20 protein-coding genes are annotated in these 26,441 nt (G+C 58.5%); 12 read left to right on the top strand and 8 right to left on the bottom strand.

The features are described 5' to 3' along the window. Positions 1 to 3: 3 nt before the first annotated feature. On the top strand, positions 4 to 582 hold the full coding sequence (locus ACJ8M3_RS01170; protein WP_089197257.1) for a TetR/AcrR family transcriptional regulator: 579 nt from the start codon (positions 4 to 6) through the stop codon (positions 580 to 582). Here the strand turns inward: ACJ8M3_RS01170 and ACJ8M3_RS01165 are convergent. Both ACJ8M3_RS01165 and ompC read right to left on the bottom strand, forming a co-directional pair. Next, complete coding sequence (locus tag ACJ8M3_RS01165; RefSeq protein ID WP_089197258.1) at positions 576 to 992, bottom strand: VOC family protein; 417 nt, start codon at positions 990 to 992, stop codon at positions 576 to 578. The two genes, ACJ8M3_RS01170 and ACJ8M3_RS01165, sit on opposite strands and share 7 nt — an antisense overlap. 156 nt (positions 993 to 1,148) lie before the next feature. Beyond that, the gene (gene ompC / locus ACJ8M3_RS01160; protein ID WP_033643836.1) at positions 1,149 to 2,279 is read right to left on the bottom strand and encodes a porin OmpC; all 1,131 of its coding nucleotides are present in this window, start codon (positions 2,277 to 2,279) and stop codon (positions 1,149 to 1,151) included. A 695-nt stretch (positions 2,280 to 2,974) separates the two neighbouring features. Here ompC and ACJ8M3_RS01155 point away from each other — a divergent pair. The 4 genes from ACJ8M3_RS01155 to rcsB are packed head-to-tail and all read left to right on the top strand — an operon-like array spanning position 2,975 to position 7,957. Next, the gene (locus ACJ8M3_RS01155; RefSeq protein WP_089192050.1) at positions 2,975 to 3,382 is read left to right on the top strand and encodes a DUF4186 domain-containing protein; all 408 of its coding nucleotides are present in this window, start codon (positions 2,975 to 2,977) and stop codon (positions 3,380 to 3,382) included. Positions 3,383 to 3,436: 54 nt separating this feature from the next. Beyond that, positions 3,437 to 4,591, top strand: a complete 1,155-nt coding sequence (locus ACJ8M3_RS01150; protein WP_033651923.1) for an MFS transporter — start codon at positions 3,437 to 3,439, stop codon at positions 4,589 to 4,591. A gap of 20 nt (positions 4,592 to 4,611) precedes the next feature. Next, positions 4,612 to 7,314: a phosphotransferase RcsD gene (rcsD, locus tag ACJ8M3_RS01145; RefSeq protein WP_033643838.1), complete on the top strand. Its 2,703-nt coding sequence runs from the start codon at positions 4,612 to 4,614 to the stop codon at positions 7,312 to 7,314. After that, positions 7,307 to 7,957 carry a response regulator transcription factor RcsB gene (gene rcsB, locus ACJ8M3_RS01140; RefSeq protein ID WP_004935900.1) on the top strand — a complete coding sequence of 217 codons (651 nt, stop codon included), beginning with the start codon at positions 7,307 to 7,309 and terminating at the stop codon, positions 7,955 to 7,957. The genes rcsD and rcsB overlap by 8 nt, the downstream gene beginning before the upstream one ends. Positions 7,958 to 8,018: 61 nt before the next feature. Here rcsB and rcsC read toward each other — a convergent pair whose 3' ends face one another. Then, a complete protein-coding gene (rcsC, locus tag ACJ8M3_RS01135; protein ID WP_033643839.1) occupies positions 8,019 to 10,880 on the bottom strand; it encodes a two-component system sensor histidine kinase RcsC in 2,862 nt (953 codons plus the stop codon). Between the two features lie 166 nt (positions 10,881 to 11,046). Then, entirely contained in the window at positions 11,047 to 13,689 is a 2,643-nt protein-coding gene (gene gyrA / locus ACJ8M3_RS01130) for a DNA topoisomerase (ATP-hydrolyzing) subunit A (protein ID WP_033643840.1), read from the bottom strand. 212 nt (positions 13,690 to 13,901) lie between these two features. On the opposite strand from gyrA, the gene ubiG reads away from it, so the two are divergent. The 4 genes from ubiG to yfaE all read left to right on the top strand — a co-directional run bounded on the left by ubiG (position 13,902) and on the right by yfaE (position 18,816). Beyond that, positions 13,902 to 14,627 (top strand): bifunctional 2-polyprenyl-6-hydroxyphenol methylase/3-demethylubiquinol 3-O-methyltransferase UbiG, encoded by a 726-nt coding sequence (gene ubiG / locus ACJ8M3_RS01125; RefSeq protein WP_033644327.1) that lies wholly within the window; start codon positions 13,902 to 13,904, stop codon positions 14,625 to 14,627. 438 nt (positions 14,628 to 15,065) lie between these two features. After that, the gene (gene nrdA / locus ACJ8M3_RS01120) at positions 15,066 to 17,354 is read left to right on the top strand and encodes a class 1a ribonucleoside-diphosphate reductase subunit alpha (RefSeq protein ID WP_033632525.1); all 2,289 of its coding nucleotides are present in this window, start codon (positions 15,066 to 15,068) and stop codon (positions 17,352 to 17,354) included. 67 nt (positions 17,355 to 17,421) lie between these two features. Next, positions 17,422 to 18,552, top strand: a complete 1,131-nt coding sequence (gene nrdB, locus ACJ8M3_RS01115; RefSeq protein WP_019453694.1) for a class Ia ribonucleoside-diphosphate reductase subunit beta — start codon at positions 17,422 to 17,424, stop codon at positions 18,550 to 18,552. Between the two features lie 3 nt (positions 18,553 to 18,555). Then, positions 18,556 to 18,816: a class I ribonucleotide reductase maintenance protein YfaE gene (yfaE, locus tag ACJ8M3_RS01110; protein WP_015378558.1), complete on the top strand. Its 261-nt coding sequence runs from the start codon at positions 18,556 to 18,558 to the stop codon at positions 18,814 to 18,816. A 59-nt stretch (positions 18,817 to 18,875) separates the two neighbouring features. Here yfaE and ACJ8M3_RS01105 read toward each other — a convergent pair whose 3' ends face one another. Both ACJ8M3_RS01105 and ACJ8M3_RS01100 read right to left on the bottom strand, forming a co-directional pair. Continuing rightward, positions 18,876 to 19,028 carry a Hok/Gef family protein gene (locus tag ACJ8M3_RS01105; protein WP_004935921.1) on the bottom strand — a complete coding sequence of 51 codons (153 nt, stop codon included), beginning with the start codon at positions 19,026 to 19,028 and terminating at the stop codon, positions 18,876 to 18,878. A gap of 231 nt (positions 19,029 to 19,259) precedes the next feature. Next, positions 19,260 to 20,081 (bottom strand): AraC family transcriptional regulator, encoded by an 822-nt coding sequence (locus tag ACJ8M3_RS01100; protein WP_033643841.1) that lies wholly within the window; start codon positions 20,079 to 20,081, stop codon positions 19,260 to 19,262. A 116-nt stretch (positions 20,082 to 20,197) separates the two neighbouring features. On the opposite strand from ACJ8M3_RS01100, the gene ACJ8M3_RS01095 reads away from it, so the two are divergent. Beyond that, a complete protein-coding gene (locus ACJ8M3_RS01095; RefSeq protein ID WP_232094465.1) occupies positions 20,198 to 21,406 on the top strand; it encodes an FAD-dependent oxidoreductase in 1,209 nt (402 codons plus the stop codon). Between the two features lie 3 nt (positions 21,407 to 21,409). On the opposite strand, the gene ACJ8M3_RS01090 is transcribed toward ACJ8M3_RS01095, so the two are convergent. Further along, a complete protein-coding gene (locus ACJ8M3_RS01090; RefSeq protein ID WP_033651929.1) occupies positions 21,410 to 22,606 on the bottom strand; it encodes a nicotinamide mononucleotide deamidase-related protein YfaY in 1,197 nt (398 codons plus the stop codon). 245 nt (positions 22,607 to 22,851) lie between these two features. Here ACJ8M3_RS01090 and tyrP point away from each other — a divergent pair, with 245 nt between their 5' ends. Next, positions 22,852 to 24,060 carry a tyrosine transporter TyrP gene (gene tyrP, locus ACJ8M3_RS01085; protein WP_004935940.1) on the top strand — a complete coding sequence of 403 codons (1,209 nt, stop codon included), beginning with the start codon at positions 22,852 to 22,854 and terminating at the stop codon, positions 24,058 to 24,060. A 61-nt stretch (positions 24,061 to 24,121) separates the two neighbouring features. Here the strand turns inward: tyrP and ACJ8M3_RS01080 are convergent, their stop codons facing one another. Then, positions 24,122 to 24,661: a YfaZ family outer membrane protein gene (locus tag ACJ8M3_RS01080; RefSeq protein WP_033643844.1), complete on the bottom strand. Its 540-nt coding sequence runs from the start codon at positions 24,659 to 24,661 to the stop codon at positions 24,122 to 24,124. A 338-nt stretch (positions 24,662 to 24,999) separates the two neighbouring features. Here ACJ8M3_RS01080 and katA point away from each other — a divergent pair, with 338 nt between their 5' ends. Beyond that, complete coding sequence (gene katA, locus ACJ8M3_RS01075; RefSeq protein WP_042785089.1) at positions 25,000 to 26,436, top strand: catalase KatA; 1,437 nt, start codon at positions 25,000 to 25,002, stop codon at positions 26,434 to 26,436. Positions 26,437 to 26,441: the final 5 nt, after the last annotated feature.

Here is a 26,441-nt window from a genome sequence, read left to right as displayed (position 1 = left end):
ATGATGACCACCGATCGCAATACCTTGCCCGCCCGTCAGCGCATCCTGCTGACGGCCCACGATCTGTTCTATCAGGAAGGGATCCGCGCCACCGGCATCGATCGCATCATCAAGGAATCAGGCGTCACTAAGGTGACGTTTTATCGCCACTTTCCCAGCAAGAACGATTTGATTACGGCGTTTTTGGCCTATCGCCACCAGCAGTGGCTAACCTGGTTCAGTACAGCGTTGGATCGACATGTGGCGCAGAGCGGCGGGTTACTGCCGGCGCTGGCGCCCTGCCTGGCGGAATGGTTCGACGATCCGCGTTTTCGCGGCTGCGCGTTTATCAATACGGCCGTGGAGATCGCCGATCTGCTGCCGGAAAGCCTGCACCTCGCCGGCCGGCATAAGCAACAGATGACGGATGAACTGGCGCGCCACCTGCCCGCAGACCCGCAGCGGGAACAGCACGCCGCGATATTGGCGATGCTGATCGACGGCGCCATCATCAGGGTGCAGATTGAGCGCCAGCCGCAGCCGGCGTTGCAGGTGCTGAATGCTGCGCTGGCGTTGTTGGCACAAGGCGGGTTCGATCAGTAATTGGCCCAGATGCCCGGCGTCACCAGTTCCAACAGGTGGGCGTCGGGATCGCGAAAGTAGATGCTCTCGCCACCGTGATCCCAACGCATGCGCCCTTCAATCTCCACGTCGTTGGCCGTCAGATGCCGTTCCCAGCGCGGCAGTTGGTCTTTTGCCACCGCCAGCCCGATATGCGCCGGCCCCACACCATCGTGCGCGGGAATAAAGCCGGTCGGATAATGCGCCCCACGCAGCGAATCGCCCTCGACAAACAGCAACAATACGCTCCGATCGCCAACGTTATAGGCGCGGAACCGCTCGTTGGCGACCATCGCCGGCAGCTTCAGCACTTCTCGGTAGAAGGCGTCCGCTCGCTCAATATCGCTGACGTACAGCACCGTTTCGATCACCTTATCGATCTTGAGTTCCATATCATCCCCCTCTTTTTTGTACTGACAGCGTAGGCTTAGAGGAGGAAAACCACGGTGCTTCCCGTGCCGATAGCGGATCAATCCGTGCTTTTTACCGGTTTACAGGCAAAAAAAACGCGGCCCGAAGGCCGCGCGATGACGTTCACACTGAGGTGCTTAGAACTGGTAAACCAGGCCCACGGCAACCACGTTGTCGGTGTTGATCCCGGCAGCGTCGGTGAAGTCGTTGTTGTCCACCAGGTTGATTTTGTAATCAACATAGGTAGACATGTTTTTGTTGAAGAAGTAGGTCGCACCCAGGTCGACGAATTTGACCAGGTCTTGATCGCCGTAGTCCTTGCCGTTACCGGCGCGGCCCAGGTCTTTACCTTTGGTCTGGTTATAGCCGACGAACGGACGCAGACCGAAATCGAACTGGTAGTGCGCGTAGGCTTCGAAGCTCTGCGCCTTGTTGGCGTAGCCGTAAACGCTGCTGTCGGAGCTGCCGAAACGCGCCGCGTTGTAGGACTGGGTGAACATCACCGCCAGGTAGACGTCGTTGGCGTCATATTTCAGACCGCCGGAGTAACCTTCGGCCTTGTCGCCGCGGCCCATGATGTTCTGGTGACCGTTAGCGCCGTTCTGCTCGCTGGTGCGGCGAGAGTTGAAGAAGGCGCCCGCCGCGCTGATGCCGTAGCCCATATCATAGCTCATGGACATACCGTAGCCTTCGCCGTTCTGGCCAAGGACGTCGCGACCGTTGTTGGTCTCTTCGCCATTACCGTTTTTACCCTGGTACTGCAGGGCGAAGTTCAGGCCGTCAACCAGACCGAAGAAGTCGTTGTTACGGTAGGTCGCCAGGCCGCTGGAACGCTGGAACATGAACTGGTCGGCGCCGTAGGTCATACCGTCGAACTCAGGCTGCAAGTCGGTATACGCCGCGACGTCGTACAGCACGCCGGTATTACGGCCGTAGTCGAAGGAACCGTAGTCGCCGAATTTCAGACCGGCAAAGCCGTAACGGGTGAAGTTCTTGTTGTCCTGGTTTTCAGCGTGGTTCAGGTTAGCCTGATATTCCCACTGGCCGTAGCCGGTCAGCTGATCGCTGATTTGCGTTTCGCCGCGCAGGCCAAAACGCATATAAGACTGGTCACCGTCCACGCCGTTGTTGCTGGAGAAATAGTGAAGACCGTCGACTTTACCGTACAAATCCAGTTTATTACCGTCTTTGTTGTAGATTTCCGCCGCGCCTGCTGTGCCTGCAACCAGCAGTGCGGGTACCATCAGAGAGAGTACTCGAAGTTTCATCGTTATTATCCTCGTTAATTATGTCGAGCTACGGCCACTGCCCTTTTCGAGCATTATTAGCACGACTGTGCATTACCATTCTGGTAACAAGGGTTATATTAATCCAGAAAGAAAATGATACCAAGTATCCGATAGTGTTTCAGCGTGATTAATAAAGGTTTCAAAATGTAAATGCGCGCGAACTTTCACAAAACATTACCGACAAACAAAATAAAGCACTTAAAGACAAAGAATAGATTAATTGATAAAAAATCATGTAGTTATACAAATCTTTAAGAAAAAAAAGCCAACCATACAATTGTGCTGGACAATAAGCACATTGTGCCAAAACGCCGCCTGCACGCAGCCGCTATAATCACCTCGCTATCATCATTATTTTCATTATTACCTTCATTATCCGAAGATAATTTCTGCATACCTTTAACCGGCTTCTGGCCGGTTTTTTATTTCCCTCCACACTGTCCTCACAATTTCAATCCGCACAAATAGCACGCAAATAAATAACCTCGCGATATAGTTTCGCCAATTTACATCCGCACTAATTGCTAATCTTTTCTCTTATTTTGGTCTACAAATTGAATTTGTTTTTCATTTCGTGCTTTATCTCGCCGAATATTGTGCGTCACAGGCAAAATTGGCCGCAGAGTTTCACTTCTGGTAGCCTGAAAAAAAGCTCACCCTCAGCGAGTAAAGTCATGATGCCATTTCACCCAGAGGCGCTATGGCGGCGGCTGCAAGGCTCCCCCTTCCGCGCCCGTTTCCGTTTGAATCCCAAAGACCAGAGCTATCTTGACGACAAAGGCTTGCCGCTGATCCTCAGCCATGCCCGCGACTTTATCGATCGTCGTCTGGCCGCCGCCCACCCCAAAAACGATGGCAAGCAGACGCCGATGCGCGGCCACCCGGTGTTCGTCGCCCAACACGCCACCGCCACCTGCTGCCGAAGCTGCCTGGAAAAATGGCACGGCATACCGCAGGGCATCGCGCTGGACGAGCAGCAAAAAGACTATATTGTCCAGGCGATCGCCCTGTGGCTGGTGCGCCGAGGCGGCGCCAGAGAGGAATCAGGCGCGAATCTTTTCGACCCGGATCGCGGATTGTGATAAAAACTGTCAGTAACTTTCGCCACTCTTTTGACCCAAGATCCTGACGCTTACATGACAGCCACCTTGTGCAATGAACAGCAAACGCCCGGCGTTCCTCAACAGATCGCCACCCGCCTGGCCTTTTTCGTCGCCGGCCTCGGTATGGCCGCCTGGGCGCCGCTGGTGCCCTTCGCCAAAACGCGCATCGGCCTCGATGACGGCTCGCTCGGCCTGCTGTTGTTATGTATCGGCGCCGGCTCCATGTTGGCGATGCCGCTGACCGGCTTCCTGACCGGCAAACTGGGCTGCCGCGCGGTGATCCTGATGGCGGGGCTGGGGCTGTGCATCGATTTGCCGTTGCTGGCGCTGATGGACTCCCTCGGCGGCATGGCCGTGGCGCTGCTGTTGTTCGGCGCGGCGATCGGCATGATAGACGTGGCGATGAACGTGCAGGCAGTGATCGTCGAGCGCAACAGCGGCAAGGCGATGATGTCCGGCTTTCACGGCTTCTTCAGCATCGGCGGCATCGCCGGCGCAGGCGGCGTCAGCGCGCTGCTGTGGCTGGGGCTGACGCCGCTGCAATCCACCCTGATCACCGTGCTGGCGGTGATCGTGCTGCTGGCGTTCGCCAGCCGCCATCTGCTGCGTGACAGCGGCGCCGACGACGACGGACCGATGTTCGTCTTGCCGCGCGGTTGGGTGATGTTTATCGGCATTCTGTGCTTTATCATGTTCCTGGCGGAAGGCTCGATGCTCGACTGGAGCGCGCTGTTCCTCACCACGCTGCGCGGCGTCGAACACAGCCAGGCCGGGCTGGGCTATGCGCTGTTTTCCATCACCATGACGCTCGGCCGCCTCAATGGCGATCGGGTGGTGAACTCGCTGGGCCGCTACCGGGTGCTGCTGCTGGGCAGCCTGTGCGCCGCTGTCGGTCTCAGCCTGGCTATCGCCTTCAATCACGCCACCGTTTCGCTGGTCGGCTTTATGCTGGTTGGCCTGGGCGCTTCCAACGTCGTGCCGATTCTGTTCAGCGCCGCGGGCAACCAACGCGATATGCCGGCCAATTTGGCGATCGCGTCCGTTACCACCGTCGGCTATGCCGGTATTCTGGCCGGCCCGGCGCTGATCGGCTTTATCGCTCAGTTTTCCAGCCTGACGGTGGCCTTCGCCTGCGTAGCCGCTCTGCTGTTGGCGGTGACCGCCAGCGCCAGGGCCGTCACTCGCTGATTCAGGAATGCGCAGCCACTATGCAAAATAAACAACTGACCATTAGCTCCAGCAATATCACTCGCTGCTTCCTGCTGTTTATCGTGCTGCTGACGATCGGCATCGGCCTGTATGGCTACAACTACACCAACGCCTGGCTGGCGGAAAAGAAGTACACGCTGAACAGCATCGCCGGTTCGCTGCAAAAGCGCATCGATACCTATCGCTACATGACCTATCAGGTCTATGACAAATTCGGCAACGCGCCGGCGCAGAATGTCGATCCCGGTTTGCAGGAAACCCGCCTGCGCCCCGACGTCTACTATGTCGAGAAGCCGCACAAGAAAACCGACGCGGTGATCTTCGGCAGCCATGACGAGAACACGCTGGCGATGATCGCCAACATCTCGGACTACCTGGACAACCGTTGGGGCGCCAAGACCGAGAGCTACGCCATGTATTACCTCAATGGTCAGGACAACAGCCTCAGTCTGATCACCACTCAGCCGCTCAAAGAGCTGGCTTCGCGCTTTAGGGAAAGCTACCTGACCACTTCGGCGGACGAACGCCGCGCCGAGATGCTGCAACAGGCCAATATGCTCGACGAACGCGAGAGCTTTTCCGATCTGCGCAAACAACGCTTCCAGAACGCCTATTCATTCTCGATTCGCACCACCTTTAATCAGCCGGGACATCTGGCGACGGTGATCGCCTTCGACTTGCCGATCAACGACATCATTCCGGCCAACCTGGCCCGCGCCAATTTCCTGCTGCAGCCGGACGATGTCGAGCTCGACGACAGCGCCATCCCGGCGGAAACCGCCCTCGGCGCCCAGGCGGCGATGAGCGGCGGCTGGGTGGAGTTCAGCGCCGCCCTGCCCAATGCGCCGTTGAAGGTGGTGTATCGCGTTTCGGCCATTAATCTGGCCATCGATCTGCTGCGCAACAACATCTGGCTGATCGCGGTCAATCTGCTGCTGTTGGCGCTCTCGATGCTGAGCATCTACTTTATCCGCCGCCAGTACATCCGCCCGAGCGAAAACATGGCGGTTGAGCTGGAGGCCGAGCGCGCGCTGAATCAGGAAATCGTCTCCAGCCTGCCCTCCGGCCTGCTGGTTTACAGCTTCGCCAACAATGCGGTGATCGCCAGCAACAAAATCGCCGAGCACCTGCTGCCGCACCTCAGCCTGCAAAAAATCGCCCATATGGCCGAACAGCATCACGGCGTCATTCAGGCAACGGTCAACAACGAGGTGTATGAAATCCGCATTTTCCGCAGCCAGCTATCGCCGGATACCTACCTGTTCCTGATGCACGATCAAGATAAAGAGGTCATGGTGAACAAGCGGCTGCAGCAGGCACGGCGTGAATACGACAAGAACGTGCAGGCGCGCAAACTGATGTTGCACAACCTGGGCATCGAACTGAATCAGCCGGTGCGCCAGATGCACGATCTGGTCGACAGCCTGCGCAACCAGCCGGATGAGGAACAACAGCAGGCGCTGCTGGGCCAACTGACGGCGGCGTCGTCATCGGTGCTGGGATTGATCGATAACATCACTCTGCTGACGCGGCTGGAAACCCAGGACTGGCAACCGACGCGCGAGCCGTTCAACCCGGCGGCGATGATCGACGAGTTGCTGCTGGAAGCCCTGCCCGCTCTCAATCAAAAGGGGCTGGCGCTGTTCAAGCATTTCCAGTTGGACGTCGAACAGAACTACATCGGCGACGCCAACGCGCTGCGCAAAGTGATCTCACTGCTGGTGCATTACGCCATTATCACCACCGCCTGCGGTAAGATTTCTCTGGTCATCGACCATGAGCCCGAACACCCGGATCGCCTGATTTTCCAAATCAACGACACCGGCTCCGGCATCTCCAACGAAGAGATCAGCAATCTCAATTACCCGTTCCTCAGCCAGACGCTGGTGGACCGCTTCAACCACGGTTCCGGCCTCACTTTCTTCCTGTGCAATCAGCTGTGCAAAAAGCTTAACGGCCAGTTGGACATTCGCAGCAAAGTGGATATCGGCACTCGCTATACCATTCGCGTCGCCATGGAGATGGAGAGAAAAGAGCCGCAGGAACAGGAAAAGCTGCTCGACGGCGTCACCGCCCTGCTGGACATCACGTCAGATGAAGTGCGCGGCATCGTGACCCGCCTGTTGCAGGCTTACGGCGCCGACTGCCTCGTCGCCGAAGATCGCGCGGTCAACCGCGATTATGACGTGCTGCTGACCGATAACCCGCAGCGAGCCGATGATTACACGCTGTTGCTGGCGACCGATGAACCGGGTTGGCAAGCGCTGGATAAACGCTACATTCGGGTGAACTATAACCTGAACGGCGCATTAATCGACGCCGTGCTGATGCTGATCGAACAGCAAATGGCCGCGCTGGAGCAGGAAGAAAGTCCGCTTTCATTGAGCTCAGAAGATATCCAACTCTATGAAAAACAATTGAAATCAAGTGATTACTATGGGCTGTTTGTCGATACAGTACCCGATGATGTCAAAAAACTGTATACTGAGGCGGGCAGCAGTGATTTCAATGCGCTGTCACAAACCGCACACCGCCTGAAAGGCGTGTTTGCCATGTTAAATCTGCTTCCCGGCAAGCAGCTGTGCGAATCGTTAGAACAGCGCATCGCAGAAGGTGATGCGCCCGAGATCGAGAATAACATCAGTCAGATTGATTTTTTCGTCAGCAGACTGCTGAAGCAAGGTAGCCAACAACATGAATAACCTGAACGTAATTATTGCTGATGACCATCCTATCGTACTGTTTGGCATCCGGAAGTCACTTGAGCAAATTGAATGGGTGAATGTCGTTGGGGAGTTCGAAGACTCAACCGCACTGATCAACAATCTGTCCAAGCTGGATGCCAACGTGCTGATCACCGATCTGTCGATGCCGGGTGACAAGTATGGCGACGGCATCACGCTGATTAAGTACATCAAGCGTCATTATCCGCAGTTGTCGATCATCGTGCTGACCATGAACAACAACCCGGCGATCCTGAGCGCGGTATTGGATCTGGATATCGAAGGCATCGTGCTGAAACAAGGCGCGCCGACCGATCTGCCGAAGGCGCTGGCCGCCCTGCAGAAAGGCAAGAAGTTCACGCCGGAAAGCGTCTCCAAACTGCTGGAGAAAATCAGCGCCAGCGGCTATGGCGACAAACGCCTGTCGCCGAAAGAGAGCGAAGTGCTGCGTCTGTTCGCCGAAGGTTTCCTGGTGACCGAAATCGCCAAGAAACTCAACCGCAGCATCAAAACCATCAGCAGCCAGAAGAAATCGGCGATGATGAAGCTGGGCGTAGAAAACGATATCGCCCTGCTCAACTACCTCTCGTCCGTCAGCATGACGCCGTTGGACAAAGACTAAAGCCCGCCTCACGGCAGGTTAACGCCAAACAGGCACGGCATCCGCCGTGCCTGTTTGCTTTTCAGGCCTCGCTGCGGTTGTAGCGTACCTGCTGGCTGTAATAAGCCAATGTCTGCTCCAGCGTCTCCAGCGTAACCGGTTTCGACAAGCAATTATCCATGCCCGCCTCGAGACAGCGCTGCTTCTCCTCCGCCAACGCGTTCGCCGTCACGCCGATCACCGGCGCGCTGAACTGCATCTCCCGCAGCGCCTGCGTCAGGCGATAGCCGTCCATGTTCGGCATATTGACGTCGGTCAACACAATATCGACGTGGTGCTGTTTCAGTACGGCGAGCGCGTCTACGCCGTCGTTGGCGGTCACCACCTGATACCCCAGCGACCCCAGCTGATCGGAAAGCAGACGACGGTTGATCGGATGATCGTCGACCACCAGCAGATGAATATCGCCGTTGTCCGCCGCGCTGGCCTTGGCGGGCACCGGCAGCTGCACCAGCGCCTCTGCCGCGCCGTTGCCGACGCCGAACAATCGGTTGATCAAGGTCAGCGTTTCACGCGGCGTAGAGGTGCTGTGCATCCAATAGCCTGGCCGGGTTTCCAGCGACGGGCCGATATGTTCGGTCGAGAACTGGATCTGAGCCAACAGCGGCGTGTTCAGCATCAGCGGATAGTCGCTGAGCATCACTTCGTCGGCGGCGGTCTCCTGCCCGTCATAGCGCTGGATATCGGCGCCGTAGCCGCCCAGAATCGCCATCAGGTAGCTTTCCAGCCGCTGATTGCGGATATCCAGCCACAGCCGCCGGCCCTGCCAGGTATCGCTGGCCTGCGGGATCGGGAACTGGGCGTTAAACAATGGAATGCGAATGCTGAACAAGCTGCCCAGCCCCGGTTCGGACTCGACGGAGACGTCGCCGTCCATCAGGTTGACCAATTTCTCGCAGATCGCCAGCCCCAAACCGGTGCCCTGGAAGTGGCGCTGCACGCCGGTGCCCACCTGGAAGAACGGATCGAACAGGCGTGAGATCTCCTTCTCCGGAATACCGACGCCGGTATCGCGCACGCTGAATTCCAGGTAGCTGCCGCGGGTGCAGACCTGCAGCACGATGCAGCCGGTATCGGTGAACTTGATGGCGTTGTTCACCAGGTTGGACAGCACCTGCTGCAGCCGCACCGGATCGCCGAAGATACGCTCCGGCACGTTTTGCTCGATAAAGCAGTACAGCCCCAAACGTTTCTTCACCACCAACGGCAAATAGTTGCCGGCGATATGGGTGATCACCTCCAGGCAGGAGAACTCACGCGGTTCAATCTTCAGCTGCTCGGACTCGATTTTGGAGAAGTCGAGAATATCGCTGATGATTTTAAGCAGCAGCCCGGAAGAGTTGTTCATCGCATTCACCAGCCGATCGACCCCTGGCGGTAACGCCTTGGTCTGCAGCAGATCGAGGTTGCCGATAATGCCGTACAGCGGCGTGCGCAGCTCATGGCTGACGGTGGCCAGGAACATCGATTTAGACTGGCTGGCCTGCTCCGCCGCCGCCGCCATCTCCTGCAGCGACTCTTCCATTTTCACGCGCGCGCTGACGTCCACCAGCACGCAGATCGCCACCTCTTCGTTGCGGTAACGCGAATGGACAAAGCTGATCTGCAGGTTATTGTTGTTGCTGGTCATCACATCGACGAAGTTCGCCTGCTGTTCGCAGATGATGCGCGTAATGCGATCGCGATCTTCGTGGGTCAACAGGTTGATGTAGTTGTGCGCCAGTTCGTTACTCAGAATATTGGTGCCATCGCTGATGCGCAGGATACAGATGCCCACCGGCGCCGAGGCGACGATCTTGCGGTTGAACTGTTCGTGTTCTTCCAGCCGGAAGGCATTGTCCTCCGCCGGCAGGAACATCTTGCGCTCAAACAGCCACGCCAGCGTGAACAGCACGATAGCCGACAACAGGTTCAGCAACAGCGCATTGAGGATCAGCATTTTGAAGCGTTCCACCACGCTTTTCACCGGCAGCGCATAAACGATGCTCAGCGATGAAGGCGGCAGCGCTTTTTTCAGGATCAGATCGCGGTAGTTGTCGACATAACCGAAGTAAGCATGCTCTTCGGGGTAGCTGTTGAGCGCAGCGGCATAGCGATCGCCATCCGCCAGGCGCAGTATCGGATCGTTGTTTTCATCCAGCAGCGTGACGCCGATCGGCAGGTTGCCGGCGGTGACGAAATCTTCCAGCCGGACGGTTTGCTCGATGCCCAGCAGCGCCTCCAGCTTGTTGCCGATATAGAGAGGCGTCAGCACATACAGATAACCGATGTCAGGCCGCTGCGCGCTGGGGCTAATCCAATACAGGTTGTTGTCTTTGTCCAGATTCTTGGCGTTGCGGTATTTCAGAATGCGCTCGTGCAGCAGCTTCAGCATGTTTTCCCGGTTGGCGACCGCGTTGCCGCCGCCGAATTCCGCCAGACACAGGCTGTCGCCGCCGATAAAGAACACCCGGTTAAGATCGTAGGCCGCCACGAAGTTCTCTTTCCAATACTGGATCAGGCCGCTCAGCGAATCGAGTGAACTGCGGTAAGTGGCGCTCAGGGCGCAATTAGACTCTGGATACAGCGGATAGAATTGCGGTGGGCTGCCCTTGCCGGGGATCACGCCGCTGAACATGTCCAGGCCGCTGACCGAACCGTTGAGGCGGTTTTCCGCCATGTACTTGATGTCGCGTATGATGTCGGCGGAATGGCGAATATAGCCCTGCGCCTGATCGAAATTGAGGTTGTACTCCTGGCGGATGTCCGATTCTTTCTGATGCAGGATATTCAGAATATAAAAGGTGGTGAGCAGCGCTCCCAACGACCACAGCAAAATCGCCAGCACCCGGAACAGATAGCGGGATATCTTCAGCGTAGTTCGAAAAGAGGCTAAATATTTCAATCGGATACCATACGAAAGTCAGTGGCGGCGCGCGTTGTCGCCGGCGCAGCGGCCGGCGGCTCGGTGCGCCAATTAAACCATATAACTGAAAAAGGGCCTAGCATCGCTGCCAGGCCCTTTTGTCTCAGTGCATTACGGTGTCGGCATGCCGACGCCCTCACCTTGCTTAAACGTTGTCGTCGTCCATCGGCTCAGCCGCGTCGTCGCCATCGTCCAGCGGCGTAGTGTCTTCTTCCACCGCTTCCGCGCCCGGTTCCAGGCTGTCCAGCTCTTCGTCTTCCACCGGCTCGGCCACGCGCTGCAGACCGACGACGTTTTCGTCTTCCGCCGTACGGATCAGCGTCACGCCCTGGGTGTTACGACCGACCACGCTGACTTCCGAAACGCGGGTACGCACCAGCGTGCCGGCATCGGTGATCATCATGATCTGGTCGCTGGTTTCCACCTGCACGGCGCCGACCACCTGGCCATTACGCTCGCTCACCTTGATGGAGATAACCCCCTGGGTGGCGCGTGACTTGGTCGGGTACTCGGTGACTGCAGTACGTTTACCGAAGCCGTTTTGCGTGACGGTCAGAATGTCGCCCTCGCCGCGCGGCACGATCAGCGAAATCACGCTGTCGCCTTCGCCGAGGTTGATGCCGCGCACGCCGGTCGCGGTACGGCCCATCGAACGCACCTGCGTTTCCGGGAAGCGCACCACTTTACCGTTGGCGGAGAACAGCATCACTTCGTTGGTGCCATCGGTCAGATCGACGCCGATCAGCTCGTCGCCCTCGTTGAGGTTGACGGCGATAATGCCGGCGCTGCGCGGACGGCTGAACTCGGTCAGCGCGGTTTTCTTCACGGTACCGCTGGCGGTGGCCATGAACACGTGACGCCCTTCTTCATACTCGCGCACCGGCAGAATGGCGGTGATACGCTCATCGGCTTCCAGCGGCAACAGGTTGACGATTGGGCGGCCGCGCGCGCCACGGCTGGCTTCAGGCAGTTGATACACCTTCATCCAGTACAGGCGGCCACGGCTGGAGAAGCACAGGATCGTATCGTGGGTGTTGGCCACCAGCAGGCGATCGATAAAGTCTTCTTCTTTAATACGCGCGGCGGACTTGCCTTTGCCGCCGCGGCGCTGCGCTTCATAGTCGGACAGCGGCTGATACTTCACATAGCCCTGGTGAGACAGGGTCACCACCACGTCTTCCTGGTTGATCAGGTCTTCGATGTTGATGTCGGAAGTATTGGCGGTGATCTCGGTGCGGCGGCCGTCGTTGTACAGCTCTTTGACCGCCACCAGCTCTTCGCGGATCACTTCCATCAGGCGCTCTGGGCTTTCCAGAATAAAGATCAGTTCGGCGATGAAGTTGAGCAGCTCTTTATATTCGTCCAGCAGCTTTTCGTGCTCCAGGCCGGTCAGTTTCTGCAGACGCAGATCCAGAATCGCCTGAGCCTGCTGCTCGGTCAGGTAGTACTTGCCGTCGCGGATGCCGAACTCCGGCTCCAGCCACTCAGGGCGAGCGGCGTCGTCACCGGCGCGTTCCAGCATGGCGCTGACGTTGCCCAGATCCCACGGCTGAGCCACCAGCGCGACTTTCGCTTCCGCCGGCGTCGGCGCACGGCGAATCAGCTCGATGATCGGATCGATGTTAGCCAACGCGATAGCCAGCGCTTCCAGGATATGGGCGCGGTCACGGGCCTTGCGCAGTTCGAAGATGGTGCGGCGGGTGACCACTTCGCGGCGGTGGCGCACGAAGGCTTCGAGGATATCTTTCAGGTTCAGCAGCTTAGGCTGCCCCTGATGCAGCGCGACCATGTTGATGCCGAAGGTAACCTGCAGCTGCGTCAGCGCATACAGGTTGTTCAGCACCACTTCGCCGACCGCGTCGCGTTTGACTTCGATCACGATGCGCATGCCGTCTTTATCGGACTCGTCACGCAGCGCGCTGATGCCTTCTACGCGTTTTTCTTTCACCAGCTCGGCGATCTTTTCGATCAGACGCGCCTTGTTCACCTGATACGGGATCTCGTGAACGATGATGGTTTCGCGGCCGGTTTTGGCGTCGGCTTCCACTTCCGCGCGCGCGCGCAGGTAGACTTTGCCGCGCCCGGTGCGGTAGGCCTCTTCAATGCCGCGACGGCCGTTGATGATCGCCGCCGTCGGGAAGTCCGGCCCCGGGATGTGTTCCATCAGCCCTTCGATGCTGATGTTTTCATCATCGATATAGGCCAGGCAGCCGTTGACGACTTCAGCCAGGTTGTGCGGCGGAATATTGGTGGCCATGCCCACGGCGATGCCCGACGAGCCGTTGACCAGCAGGTTCGGGATCTTGGTCGGCATAACGGCCGGGATCTGCTCGGTGCCATCATAGTTAGGCACGAAGTCGACGGTTTCTTTTTCCAGATCCGCCAACAGTTCGTGAGCAATCTTGGACATGCGCACTTCGGTATAACGCATCGCCGCGGCGGAGTCGCCGTCGACGGAACCGAAGTTACCCTGACCGTCCACCAGCATGTAGCGCAGTGAAAACGGCTGAGCCATACGCACGATAGTGTCGTAAACCGCGCTGTCACCGTGCGGGTGATATTTACCGATCACGTCCCCGACGACACGGGCCGATTTCTTGTATGGTTTATTCCAGTCGTTACCCAATACACTCATCGCGTAAAGAACGCGGCGGTGAACCGGCTTCAGTCCATCACGAACATCTGGCAGCGCACGTCCGACAATAACGGACATCGCGTAGTCCAGATACGAGTTTTTCAACTCGTCTTCGATGTTTACCGGTGTGATTTCTCTGGCAAGGTCGCTCATGGAGCTGCTATCCCTCTACTAATGATTCATCTGCCCGCTGCCATAGTGGCAAAGGTGTAAAACTATATCACAAAGCACGCTTTACGGGAAAATAACCGCCGCTGTTTCACGGAAATTGTACAGATTAGTGCGCTAAAAACGCATCGACGCAGACGATGCCGCGCCGGAACATGTATAATCCGCGCAACGAGAACAAGGAGCCAGACAAGCCCATGAACGCAGAATCATCCAGCCGAGTGCAAAACGTTGACCACCAGGAAATCGCCAAGTTCGAGGCCGTCGCCTCCCGCTGGTGGGATCTGGAAGGCGAGTTCAAACCGCTGCACCGCATCAACCCGCTGCGCCTGAACTACATCATGCAGCGCGCCGGCGGCATTTTTGACAAGCAGGTGCTCGACGTGGGCTGCGGCGGCGGCATTCTGGCGGAAAGCATGGCGCGCGAAGGCGCCGAAGTGACCGGCCTGGACATGGGCGGGGAGCCGCTGCAGGTCGCCCGGCTGCACGCGCTGGAAAGCGGCGTGAACGTGACTTACGTGCAGGAGACGGTGGAAAGCCACGCTCAGGCCAACCCGCAGCGCTACGACGTGGTCACCTGCATGGAAATGCTGGAGCACGTGCCCGATCCGGCCTCGGTGGTGCGCGCCTGCGCCCAACTGGTGAAACCGGGCGGCCACGTGTTCTTTTCCACCATCAACCGCAACACCAAAGCCTGGCTGATGGCGGTGATCGGCGCGGAGTACGTGCTGAAGATGGTGCCGCAGGGCACCCACGATCATAAGAAGTTTATTCGCCCTTCCGAACTGATCGGCTGGGTCGACGGCACGCCGCTGCGCGAAAAGCACATGATCGGCCTGCATTACAACCCGATCACCGATCATTTCAAGCTTGGGCGCAACGTTGACGTGAACTACATGGTGCACACCCAGCACGAAGGCTGAGCGCTGTAAACCGCGCCGGCCCTGCGTTATCGGGGTTCGGCGCCAACGCGCTGTTAGGAAAAATACCTAATTTCCGCGACTTCGATCAAAATCGTGGTTGTAGACAGTTTTTTAGAATATTAAATCAGATCAATATGCCGTTTTTTTCTAACGTTTAATAAAACGCCAAACGATCGGTTTTTTCAGTTTTTCAGTAAAATCTGATCTCGCTTATTGACAAGCTTGTCGCGCCAGTCACGGCGCGCACTGCGAACGGCAAGTTACATTTCACCCCCAAGTTATCCACAAATTAGGCCGGTTTTGTTCACTTGCAAACGCCGTTTTTTCTCACTATCTTGTTACCTCACCGACATACAACCCCTATATATAGTGTTTACATACTGAGCAGAGCGACTACACTTCTGCTTAGGGGCACCATACGGACAGGTAAAACACCACATGAACCAAAGTCTGCTTGTAACTAAACGCGATGGCCGTAAAGAGCGCATCAACCTCGACAAAATCCACCGGGTCATCGATTGGGCCGCAGAAGGATTGCACAACGTCTCGGTTTCTCAAGTAGAGTTGCGTTCCCACATTCAGTTTTATGACGGCATCAAAACCGCCGACATTCACGAAACCATCATCAAAGCCGCTGCCGATCTGATCTCCCGCGATGCGCCGGACTATCAGTACCTGGCCGCTCGCCTGGCGATCTTCCACCTGCGTAAAAAGGCTTACGGCCAGTTCGAACCGCCGAAGCTGCACGCTCACGTGACCCGCATGGTCGAGATGGGCAAATACGATAAACATCTGCTGGAAGACTACAGCGCTGAAGAGTTCGAGCAGATGGACTCCTTTATCGATCACTGGCGCGACATGAACTTCTCTTATGCCGCCGTCAAGCAGCTGGAAGGCAAGTATCTGGTGCAGAACCGCGTCAGCGGCGAGATCTACGAAAGCGCCCAGTTCCTGTACATGCTGGTGTCCGCTTGCCTGTTCTCCAACTACCCGCGTGAAACTCGTCTGGACTACGTCAAACGTTTCTACGACGCGATTTCCACCTTCAAGATTTCGCTGCCTACGCCGATCATGTCCGGCGTGCGCACCCCAACCCGCCAGTTCAGCTCCTGCGTGCTGATCGAGTGCGGCGACAGTCTGGACTCCATCAACGCTACCTCCAGCGCCATTGTGAAATACGTTTCGCAACGCGCCGGCATCGGCATCAACGCCGGCCGCATCCGCGCGCTGGGCAGCCCGATCCGTGGCGGTGAAGCCTTCCATACCGGCTGCATCCCGTTCTACAAACACTTCCAGACCGCCGTCAAATCCTGCTCGCAGGGCGGCGTGCGCGGTGGCGCGGCAACGCTGTTCTACCCGATGTGGCACCTGGAAGTGGAAAGCCTGCTGGTGCTGAAAAACAACCGCGGCGTTGAAGGCAACCGCGTGCGCCACATGGACTACGGCGTGCAGTTGAACCGTCTGATGTACCAGCGCTTGATCAAAGGCGAAGACATCACCCTGTTCAGCCCGTCCGACGTGCCGGGGCTGTATGACGCGTTCTTCGCCGATCAGGACGAATTCGAGCGCCTGTACACCCAGTACGAGAAAGACGACAGCATTCGCCAGAAGCGCGTGAAAGCGGTTGAGCTGTTCTCGCTGATGATGCAAGAACGCGCCTCTACCGGCCGTATCTATATCCAGAACGTCGACCACTGCAACACCCACAGCCCGTTCGATCCGCAGATCGCGCCGGTGCGCCAGTCCAACCTGTGTCTGGAAATCGCACTGCCGACCAAGCCGCTGGAAGACGTCAACGACGAAAACGGCGAGATCGCGCTGTGCACCCTGTCCGCCTTCAACCTGGGCGCGATCGACAGCCTGGACGATCTGGAAGAGCTGGCGACCCTGGCGGTACGTTCGCTGGACGCCCTGCTGGATTATCAGGATTATCCGATCAAGGCCGCGCACCGTGGCGCAATGGGTCGCCGCACCCTGGGTATCGGCGTCATCAACTTCGCCTATTATCTGGCGAAGAATGGCGTGCGCTACTCCGACGGCAGCGCCAACAACCTGACCCACAAAACGTTCGAAGCCATTCAGTACTACCTGCTGAAAGCCTCCAACCGTCTGGCGCAGGAACAAGGCGCTTGCCCGTGGTTCAACGAAACCACCTATTCGCAGGGCATCCTGCCGATCGACACCTACAAGAAAGACCTGGATGCGATCTGCAGCGAGCCGCTGCACTACGACTGGGAAACCCTGCGTAAAGAGATCCAGGAAACCGGTCTGCGCAACTCGACCCTGTCTGCGCTGATGCCGTCGGAAACCTCTTCGCAGATTTCCAACGCCACCAACGGCATCGAGCCGCCGCGCGGCCACATCAGCATCAAGGCGTCGAAAGACGGCATCCTGCGCCAGGTGGTGCCGGAGTATGAGCGTCTGAAAGACAACTACGAGCTGCTGTGGGAAATGCCGAGCAACGACGGCTATCTGCAGCTGGTGGGGCTGATGCAGAAATTCATCGACCAGTCGATTTCGGCCAACACCAACTACGATCCGACCCGCTTCCCGGGCGGCAAGGTGCCGATGAAGCAGCTGTTGAAAGACCTGCTCACCACCTACAAGTTCGGCGTGAAAACGCTGTACTACCAAAACACCCGCGACGGTGCGGAAGACGCCCAGGAAGATTTGCAGCCTGCCAAGGCCGGCGATGACGACTGCGAAAGCGGCGCCTGCAAGATCTAAAGTTTGACCTAGCGGGCCGGAATTTTCCGGCCCCTTCATTTAGCCACGTTACGATGGATTCAGGCTTATGGCTTACACCACTTTTTCTCAGACCAAAAACGACCAGCTGCAAGAGCCGATGTTCTTCGGCCAGTCGGTAAACGTTGCGCGTTTCGACCAGCAAAAGCATGAAATCTTCGAAAAACTGATCGAAAAACAGCTCTCCTTCTTCTGGCGCCCGGAAGAGGTTGACGTTTCCCGCGATCGCATCGATTACCAGGCGCTGCCGGAGCATGAGAAGCACATCTTCATCAGCAACCTGAAGTATCAGACCCTGCTGGACTCCATCCAGGGCCGCAGCCCGAACGTCGCCCTGCTGCCGCTGATCTCGATCCCTGAGCTGGAAACCTGGGTGGAAACCTGGTCGTTCTCCGAGACTATCCACTCCCGTTCCTACACCCACATCATCCGCAACATCGTCAACGATCCGGCGCTGGTGTTCGACGACATCGTCACCAACGAAGAGATCAAGAAGCGCGCGAAAGACATTTCCGGCTACTACGACGATCTGATCGAGATGACCAGCTACTATCACCTGCTGGGTGAAGGCACCCACCAGGTGAACGGTAAAACCGTCACCGTCAATCTGCGTGCGCTGAAGAAGCAGCTGTACCTGTGCCTGATGAGCGTGAACGCGCTGGAAGCGATCCGCTTCTACGTCAGCTTTGCCTGCTCCTTCGCTTTCGCCGAGCGCGAATTGATGGAAGGCAACGCCAAAATCATCAAACTGATCGCCCGCGACGAAGCGCTGCACCTGACCGGCACCCAGCACATGCTGAACCTGATGCGTTCCGGCGCCGACGATCCTGAAATGGCGGAGATCGCCGAGGAATGTCAGCAGCAGTGCTACGATCTGTTCGTGCTGGCCGCACAGCAGGAGAAAGAGTGGGCGGAATACCTGTTCCGCGACGGCTCGATGATTGGCCTGAACAAAGACATCCTGTGCCAGTATGTGGAGTACATCACCAATATCCGCATGCAGGCGGTCGGCCTCGGTCTGCCGTTCGAAACCCGCTCCAACCCGATCCCGTGGATCAATGCCTGGTTGGTGTCCGACAACGTGCAGGTAGCGCCGCAGGAAGTGGAAGTGAGCTCTTACCTGGTTGGCCAGATCGACTCGGAGATCAACGCCGACGACCTGAGCGACTTCGAACTGTAAGCGATGGCGACGCCAACCGTAACGCTGCGCGCCGCCGGCACGCAGCTCTCTTGCCCTAACAGTGAAAACTGCCTGCTCGACGTGCTGGAACTGCACGATGTGCAGGTAGAGTACCAATGCCGCTCCGGCTATTGCGGCGCCTGCCGTCTGAAGCTGGTGAAAGGCGAAGTGGCCTACCGCCAACAGCCGCTGGCGTTTATCAACGCCGGTGAAATCCTGCCCTGCTGCTGCATGCCGCTGACGGATATCGAGCTGGAAATGTAAAGTCGGGTGCCGGAAACCGCGCCTGGAGACCAGAAGGCGGGGTTGCCCCCGCCCTAGGATTACCGCTTCACCTCACACGCCAACCTGATCAGGATAGTGATATTTTCCTGGTAGATTTTCAGCTCGCACAGCGAGTCTCTTATCATCCAGATAAATAACAAAACCGTAATACATACAACGGTTAGCGAGTGAAACACATGCCTTAAGCGCATGCTTGCCTCCTTGCTGTGAAGGGGCTACCATACCGGTGTCTAGGCGGTATGTGCAGCCCCATTCTGATTGAGAGTCAGTCTGGGGCTTTCATCTATCCGCCTTGTCACACAATGCCCAAGACGAACAGTCTCAAGCACCCGTCAAGAGAGTAACAGCATTCCCTCACCGCGAATATCCCCTATAAGATTATGATTAATCAGGGATATATAACTATCCTCAAAGTATTTCCCTTAGCGCCCCTTTCCCGCCGATGTGGAAAAATAACGCGCCGGGGAATCGCCGAAGGCTTTACGAAACATGGCGATAAAATTGCTCGGCGAGGCATACCCCAGCGCCTCCGCAATCTGCAGCACCGTTTCGCCTTCGGCCAGCTTCGCCAACGCATATGACAACCGAGCCTGCTGACGCCACTGGGCAAAACTCAACCCCGTCTCGCCGATCATCAGCCGCCGCAGGGTACGCGGCGACATCGCCCCCCATTCAGCCCACGCCTCCAGTGAACGTTCGCTCCCCGGTTGCGCCAGCAAGGCCTGCAGAACGCCGGCCAGGCGCGGATGGGACGACATCGGTAAGTACAGCGGCTCCGTCGGCGCCAGCCGTATCTCGTCACGCATCACCTGCGCCATACGCTCCTGCTCCAGGGTAAGCGCGCTGCGTTTGTCCCAACCTTCCGCACGCTGAGCCAGCGCCTGTAGCACTGCGCTGATGCCGATAACGCAAGGTGTATTCGACAGATCGTGGCAGGCCTCCGGCGCCAGCAGTAAACTCCAGCCGCTCAGCGCGCCGCAAACCTGCACCCGGTGCTCCGTCGCCGGCGGGATCCAACCCGCCCGCTGAGGCGGCAGCACCCAATCGCCCTGCGCCGTGCTTACATGCAGCAAACCGCTTTCAACGCACAGCAACTGCCCGCGCACATGCTGATGCCAGTCGTATTCGCGCGTGCCCAACCGATACTCCCGGCCTGCCGCGTCGCGGCCGCCAAGGGCGATCAGCCAGGGGCCCGCCGACCATTCGCTGCAGTCAGCGTCGAGGGCGTGAAGGTTCGCATTCACATTGGCCACTAATCACTATTTTTAGTCCAGATACCGTTATATCAACCTTTTCCTGCACCGACATAATGAAATGCTTCCGGCCGCGACCGTCTGCGGCCACTGACTCACGAGGGAACATGATGACAACACTCAGCATTGGCATTATCGGCGCCGGGCCCGGCGGCCTGTGTCTGGCTCAGGGACTGCGCCGCTTTGGCATCCACGCCACGGTGTTTGAACGCGACACCACACCGCAAGCACGCGATCAGGGCTACCGGCTGCGCATCGATCCGTCGGGGCAGCAGGCGCTGGCCGCCTGCCTGCCGCCGGCGCACTACCGCTTGCTCTGCGCCGGCAGCGCGCAAAACAGCGGCGAGAGCAATCTATGGGATCCGCAGCTTGCCCCGCTCACCGGCCGGCGCCCCGAGCACTGGTTGCCCTCCAGCCAGCGCCAAACGCAAGAACCGGGCGGCGATCTCGGCATTCATCGCCAAACGCTGCGCGAGATCCTGCTTGCCGGCCTGCAAGACCGGGTGCGTTTCGGCCATACCTTGCGTGAATTTGCACAAACGCCGCAGGGTGTGGAACTTCAGTTCGCCAACGGCGAACACGTGCGGGTCGATGTGCTGATCGCCGCCGACGGTGTCAACTCGCTGGTGCGGCGGCGCTGCCTGCCCGAGGCGGGGCCAGAAGACAGCGGTGCGGTCACCCTCTACGGCAAAACGCCGCTCGATGCGGCGACCCGGGCCCAATTGGCCCCTGAGCTGCTGAACGGCGTATCGGTGATCTTCGCCGACGGCGTGTCGCTGGTGGTTGAACCGATGCGCTTTCAGGCCCCCATGGCGCAACTGGCGGCCGACTACGCGCCCGATTGCCGCCTCTCGCCGGTCGACGACTATCTCTATTGGGCCTGTATCGGTTCGGCTGAACGTCTCGGCGGAGCCCCGGGACTGGAGGAGAACACCGCGTTGCAGGCGCGCGTACGGCATATCTCGCAAGGATGGGCGCCCGCCTTGCAAACGGCGTTAGCGCTGGCGGATCCCCTATCGCTCAGCGTGCGGACGGTGCAGGTTACGGCGGCGATGCCGGAATGGCACAGCGAACGCATCGCCTTTCTCGGCGACGCCGTGCACGCCATGAGCCCGGCAGGTGGGCTCGGCGCCAACACCGCGCTGGTAGACGCCGCCAGCCTGGCGGCGCATCTGGCGCACTCAGACAGCGCCGCGCAGGCGCTCAGGAACTACGGTACAGAGCTGCAAACGCGAGGCGCGGCGGCAATACATCTTTCACGCCTGGCGTCCGAACGGCTACAACAAAACAGTGAGGCAGACAACTCAGCGCCATGAGCGTCACTCGATAATTTCCACCACCTCCAGCCAGGCGTTTTTACCGCACGCCTGGCCCCCATTCAGCCAACGGCGCAGCATATCCAGCGCCAGCATCGCCACCGACTCCTGCCGCAGCCGCAGCCCGTGGCGCGACGCGCGATAACGCACGGTCTGGCCAATCCCGCCGCGCGGCGTGTGCAGCGCAATGCTCACCTGCTCATCGCGCATGGCGCTGACCGCCAACGCCAACGGCGCGCCGGTCAATTCCGCCAGCGAGCGGGCGCGCGCCAGCGTCGTTTCCAGCGTTTCGATGCAGTGGGCCGGCAGCAGCTCTCCCCCCGCCAGCGGCGCGCCTTCGCTCTGCAGCTGCAGGTTGATCAAGCCGCCGCTGAATTGCTCGCTCAACGCCAGCTTCAGCCCTTGCTGATTCAGGCGCTGCGTCAGCGTCGCCGGCAACCCGACGGTGCCTTCGAAGATGCAGTTGTCCCCCGCTACCTCGCGCACGCGTCGCCAGGCCAGCTCCATCTCCGCGCGCCGGCTTTCCGGCCCGGTCAGCTTCAGCTCAATGATCGGGCTGGACGAGCGGTAACCCAGCACCACGTCCGGCGGCAGCGGCAGGCTGTCCAGTTCGGCGGCCAGATCGCTCTCGGAGGTACCGAACGTCGTCAGACGCAGGCACAGCGGCGGCGCCGGCAAAGTGAAGCGCTGGCGCAGACGCGGCACGATCTGCTGTTCGACCATCACTTTGAATTCCGAAGGCACGCCGGGGGTGAAGAACATCAGGCATTGGTTCAGCTGCAACGCGAAACCGCAGGCGGTGCCCACCGGGTTATCCAGCATTTCCGCATTGGCCGGGATCTGCGCCTGCTTGCGGTTGGAAGGGGCCATCGGCCGCCCGCGCTCGGCGAAATAGGCTTCCATACGCGCCAGCCAGTCAGCCCGTTCAATCAGCTCTACGCCGCAGGCTTTCGCGGCGGCCAGCGCGCTCAAATCGTCGCTGGTCGGCCCCAGGCCGCCGTTGACAATCAGCACATCGGCGATATGGCTGCGTTCCTGCAGGATCTCGATCAAAGCAGAGAGGCTGTCCCCTACCGTTTCCCGCCCGCTCATCGGCACGCCCTGCTGGAACAGGTAGTCCGCCAGCCAGGCGGCGTTGGTATCAATAATTTGCCCGTGCAGCACCTCATCGCCGGTGCTGAGCATCTCCACCCTTAACATTGATCTCTCCCACATTTTTTGGTCATTCCACTATAGAAGCCCGTAAATAACTTTTCACTAGCCGCCGTCGGATTATTTCCGCCATCGCGTCGTTCATCATGCGCCATGCCGCTCGCAAGATTGTAAACTTTAATTTACAATGCGCGTAACGCCGGTTTGACACAAATTAGGGCTTCCACTATCCTGCCATCCTCATAAATCGTTACCTATAATTTTCAAAATCTTTCGGCTGGTAGAGAAAAAACGTGAAGAATCGCACTCTTGGCAGTGTTTTTATCGTGGCGGGCACCACCATTGGCGCCGGGATGCTGGCGATGCCGCTGGCGGCGGCCGGCGTCGGTTTCGGCGTCACGCTGGCCTTACTGGTCGGGCTGTGGCTGTTGATGTGTTACACCGCGCTGTTACTGGTGGAGGTTTACCAGCATGAGCAGGCGGATACCGGTCTGGGCACGCTCGCCAAACGTTATCTCGGCGGCGGCGGCCAGTGGCTGACCAGCTTTAGCATGATGTTCCTGATGTACGCCCTCACCGCCGCCTACATTAGCGGCGCCGGCGAACTGCTCGCCACCAGCATCAGCCAATGGACATCGCAGGACTTCCCGGTGTCGCTCGGCGTCCTGCTGTTCACCCTGGTGGCCGGCGGCGTGGTGTGCATCGGCACCCACTCGGTCGACTTGTTCAACCGCATCCTGTTCAGCGCGAAAGTGGTGTTTCTGGTGGTGATGCTCGGCCTGATGTTGCCGAATATCCACCAGACCAATCTGATGACGTTGCCGCTGGAGCAAGGCCTGGCGTTATCGGCCATTCCGGTGATCTTCACCTCATTCGGCTTCCACGGTAGCGTGCCGAGCATCGTCAACTACATGGGCGGCAACATTCGCAAACTGCGTTGGGTGTTTATCATCGGCAGCGCCATCCCGCTGATCGCCTATATCTTCTGGCAACTGGCGACGCTAGGCAGCATCAGCTCCGACACCTTCGTCGGCATTCTGGCGCAGCAGGCCGGGCTGAATGGCCTGTTGCAGGCGGTGCGTGATGCAGTAGCTTCGCCGCACGTTGAACTGGCGGTGCACCTGTTCGCCGATCTGGCGCTGGCGACCTCGTTCCTCGGCGTTGCGCTTGGGCTGTTCGATTTCCTGGCTGACCTGTTCAAGCGGCAAGATAACGTGCGTGGCCGCCTGCAAACCGGCGCCATCACCTTCCTGCCGCCGCTGGCCTTCGCGCTGTTCTATCCGCGCGGTTTCGTGCTGGCGTTGGGTTTCGCCGCCATCGCCCTGTCGGTGCTGGCGCTGCTGCTGCCTTCGCTGCTGGTGTGGAAAACTCGCCAAAAGCATCAGGCGCAGTACCGCGTCTGGGGCGGCACCCCTGCGCTGGCGCTGGTGTTTGTCTGTGGGGTAACGGTGATCGCCATCCAACTGGGCATCGCCAGCGGCATGCTGCCGGCGGTCGGGTAAGCGACGAAAGACAAAGAATGATAAAGAGAAAGGGGCCGCAATGGCCCCTTTTTGCTGAGCGTCAGAAGCTCAGACCGACACCGACATAAGGGCCATCGGCCAGGGTGTTGTCGCGACGCCCGTCTTTGCCTTCCATCTGCATGTAACGGTAGCCCACGTCCACGCTCAGCGGACGGAACTTCCAGCGCAGGCCGCCGCTGGCTTCGTTATAGGCCTTCACGCCGCTGGTGAAAGACTCAGGGGCAAAATAACCTTCGCCGTGCAGGCTGAAGTAACGGTTAATTTCCCACTCCAGGCCGCCGCCCAGCGCCACCGCCCCGCCGCTTTTCCCGTCTTTCGGGCTGAGGTACAGCGCTTTGGCGCCCACGGTCGCCGTCAACGGCCCCAGCGGCACGCCGAAGTTCAACCCCACGCTGCCGACGTTGCCGTCATGGTCGCTGCGCGCCCAGTTGCCGGTCAGGCCCAGACCTGAAGAGCCGGTGCTCATACCAACGCCCAGGTTGGTGTAGTGTTGCCCGGCTTCGCCCGACACGCTGATGGCGTTCGCCGCGCCGGTCACAAACAGCAATCCTGCCGCGCACGCGACCCAAGTCTTTTTCATCATCTTTCCCTCTGGTTTGTCATCCGTACCGAATGATCGAATCAACGCAAAATAATAACGTCATGAGTCTATACCAAAGCGCAATGAGTATTTAAGGGATAAAAGCGAAAAAATTCTTCAATAATCAAATAAATGTAAAAATTTGCAAACAAAAATCCATATTCGTCAAGGCGATGCCAACGATAACCGAGACCTATTTGCCGTCGCTCGCCAATAGGGCTACAACTAGTAGTGGCTTTGACCAAGGTCAGGGGAAGAAGCCCCGCCAAAGGACTATGCTGATGAACGCTTAAACCGCCCGAGTCTTTACTTAACTGCACTACGATAAGGAGCAAGTGATGAGCAAGAAAGGACTGACCACCGCAGCCGGCGCCCCGGTTGTCGATAACAATAACGTGATCACCGCAGGCAAACGCGGCCCGATGCTGTTGCAGGACGTGTGGTTCCTGGAAAAACTGGCCCACTTCGACCGTGAAGTTATCCCCGAACGCCGCATGCATGCCAAAGGATCCGGCGCCTACGGCACCTTTACCGTTACCCACGACATCACCCGCTACACGCGCGCCAAAATCTTCTCCGAGGTCGGCAAACAGACCGACATGTTTATCCGCTTCTCCACCGTCGCCGGTGAGCGCGGCGCGGCCGACGCCGAACGCGACATTCGCGGTTTCGCCATGAAGTTCTATACCGAAGAAGGCAACTGGGATTTGGTGGGTAACGATACGCCGGTGTTCTATCTGCGCGATCCGCTGAAATTCCCCGATCTTAATCACGTGGTGAAACGCGATCCGCATACCAACCTGCGTAATCCGGTGTACAAGTGGGATTTCTTCTCTCACCTGCCGGAATCGCTGCACCAGCTGACCATCGACTTCAGCGATCGCGGCATTCCCAAGTCCTACCGCCACATGCACGGTTTCGGCAGCCACACCTTCAGCTTTATCAATGCCGCCAACGAGCGCTTCTGGGTGAAATTCCACTTCCGCTGCGAACAAGGCATTGAAAACCTGATGGATGAAGAAGCGGAAGCGATCATCGCCAAGGATCGCGAAAGCTCACAGCGCGATTTGTTCGATGCGATCAAACGCGGCGACTTCCCGCGCTGGAAACTGCAAATTCAGATCATGCCGGAACATGAGGCCTCGCAGACGCCGTATAACCCGTTCGATCTGACCAAGGTCTGGCCGCACGGCGACTACCCGCTGATCGACGTCGGCTTTTTCGAGCTGAACCGCAACCCCGACAACTACTTCTCCGAGGTTGAGCAGGTGGCGATGAACCCCGCTAACGTGGTGCCGGGCATCAGTTTCTCGCCGGATAAAATGCTGCAGGGCCGCCTGTTCTCCTATGGCGATGCGCACCGCTACCGCCTGGGCGTCAACCACCACCAGATCCCGGTGAACGGCGCCAAATGCCCGTTCCACAACTATCATCGCGACGGCGCGATGCGCGTGGACGGCAACAGCGGCAACGGCGCAACCTACGAACCGAACAGCTTTGGCCTGTTCCAGGAACAGCCGGACTTCAGCGAACCGCCGCTGAGCATTGAAGGCGCGGCCGACCACTGGAATCATCGTGAAGACGACGATTACTACAGCCAGCCGCGCGCGCTGTTCAACCTGCTGAGCGCCGAAGAGCACCAGCGCATGTTCACCCGCATCGCCGGCGAACTGTCGCAGGTGCCGGAACACATCCAGCGCCGTCAGGTCGAGCTGTTCACCAAGGTGCACCCGGACTACGGCGCCGGCGTCGCCAAGGCGTTGGGACTGAAATAACCCGC

Source organism: Serratia sp. CY55921, from assembly GCF_052167655.1.
GTDB classification, from domain to species: Bacteria; Pseudomonadota; Gammaproteobacteria; order Enterobacterales; family Enterobacteriaceae; genus Serratia; species Serratia ureilytica.
This window is presented reverse-complemented; position numbering and strand designations above follow the sequence as displayed.

What these genes read in the sequence shown, in the direction of transcription:
- ACJ8M3_RS01080 (WP_033643844.1), bottom strand. Translation starts at nt 24,661, where the DNA reads ATGAAAAAGACTTGGGTCGCGTGCGCGGCAGGATTGCTGTTTGTGACC.
- yfaE (WP_015378558.1), top strand. Translation starts at nt 18,556, where the DNA reads ATGGCGACGCCAACCGTAACGCTGCGCGCCGCCGGCACGCAGCTCTCT.
- ACJ8M3_RS01105 (WP_004935921.1), bottom strand. Translation starts at nt 19,028, where the DNA reads ATGCGCTTAAGGCATGTGTTTCACTCGCTAACCGTTGTATGTATTACG.
- rcsB (WP_004935900.1), top strand. Translation starts at nt 7,307, where the DNA reads ATGAATAACCTGAACGTAATTATTGCTGATGACCATCCTATCGTACTG.
- ACJ8M3_RS01095 (WP_232094465.1), top strand. Translation starts at nt 20,198, where the DNA reads ATGATGACAACACTCAGCATTGGCATTATCGGCGCCGGGCCCGGCGGC.
- ACJ8M3_RS01090 (WP_033651929.1), bottom strand. Translation starts at nt 22,606, where the DNA reads ATGTTAAGGGTGGAGATGCTCAGCACCGGCGATGAGGTGCTGCACGGG.
- ACJ8M3_RS01170 (WP_089197257.1), top strand. Translation starts at nt 4, where the DNA reads ATGACCACCGATCGCAATACCTTGCCCGCCCGTCAGCGCATCCTGCTG.
- ACJ8M3_RS01155 (WP_089192050.1), top strand. Translation starts at nt 2,975, where the DNA reads ATGATGCCATTTCACCCAGAGGCGCTATGGCGGCGGCTGCAAGGCTCC.
- ompC (WP_033643836.1), bottom strand. Translation starts at nt 2,279, where the DNA reads ATGAAACTTCGAGTACTCTCTCTGATGGTACCCGCACTGCTGGTTGCA.
- nrdB (WP_019453694.1), top strand. Translation starts at nt 17,422, where the DNA reads ATGGCTTACACCACTTTTTCTCAGACCAAAAACGACCAGCTGCAAGAG.
- ACJ8M3_RS01165 (WP_089197258.1), bottom strand. Translation starts at nt 992, where the DNA reads ATGGAACTCAAGATCGATAAGGTGATCGAAACGGTGCTGTACGTCAGC.
- rcsD (WP_033643838.1), top strand. Translation starts at nt 4,612, where the DNA reads ATGCAAAATAAACAACTGACCATTAGCTCCAGCAATATCACTCGCTGC.
- nrdA (WP_033632525.1), top strand. Translation starts at nt 15,066, where the DNA reads ATGAACCAAAGTCTGCTTGTAACTAAACGCGATGGCCGTAAAGAGCGC.
- ubiG (WP_033644327.1), top strand. Translation starts at nt 13,902, where the DNA reads ATGAACGCAGAATCATCCAGCCGAGTGCAAAACGTTGACCACCAGGAA.
- gyrA (WP_033643840.1), bottom strand. Translation starts at nt 13,689, where the DNA reads ATGAGCGACCTTGCCAGAGAAATCACACCGGTAAACATCGAAGACGAG.
- katA (WP_042785089.1), top strand. Translation starts at nt 25,000, where the DNA reads ATGAGCAAGAAAGGACTGACCACCGCAGCCGGCGCCCCGGTTGTCGAT.
- ACJ8M3_RS01150 (WP_033651923.1), top strand. Translation starts at nt 3,437, where the DNA reads ATGACAGCCACCTTGTGCAATGAACAGCAAACGCCCGGCGTTCCTCAA.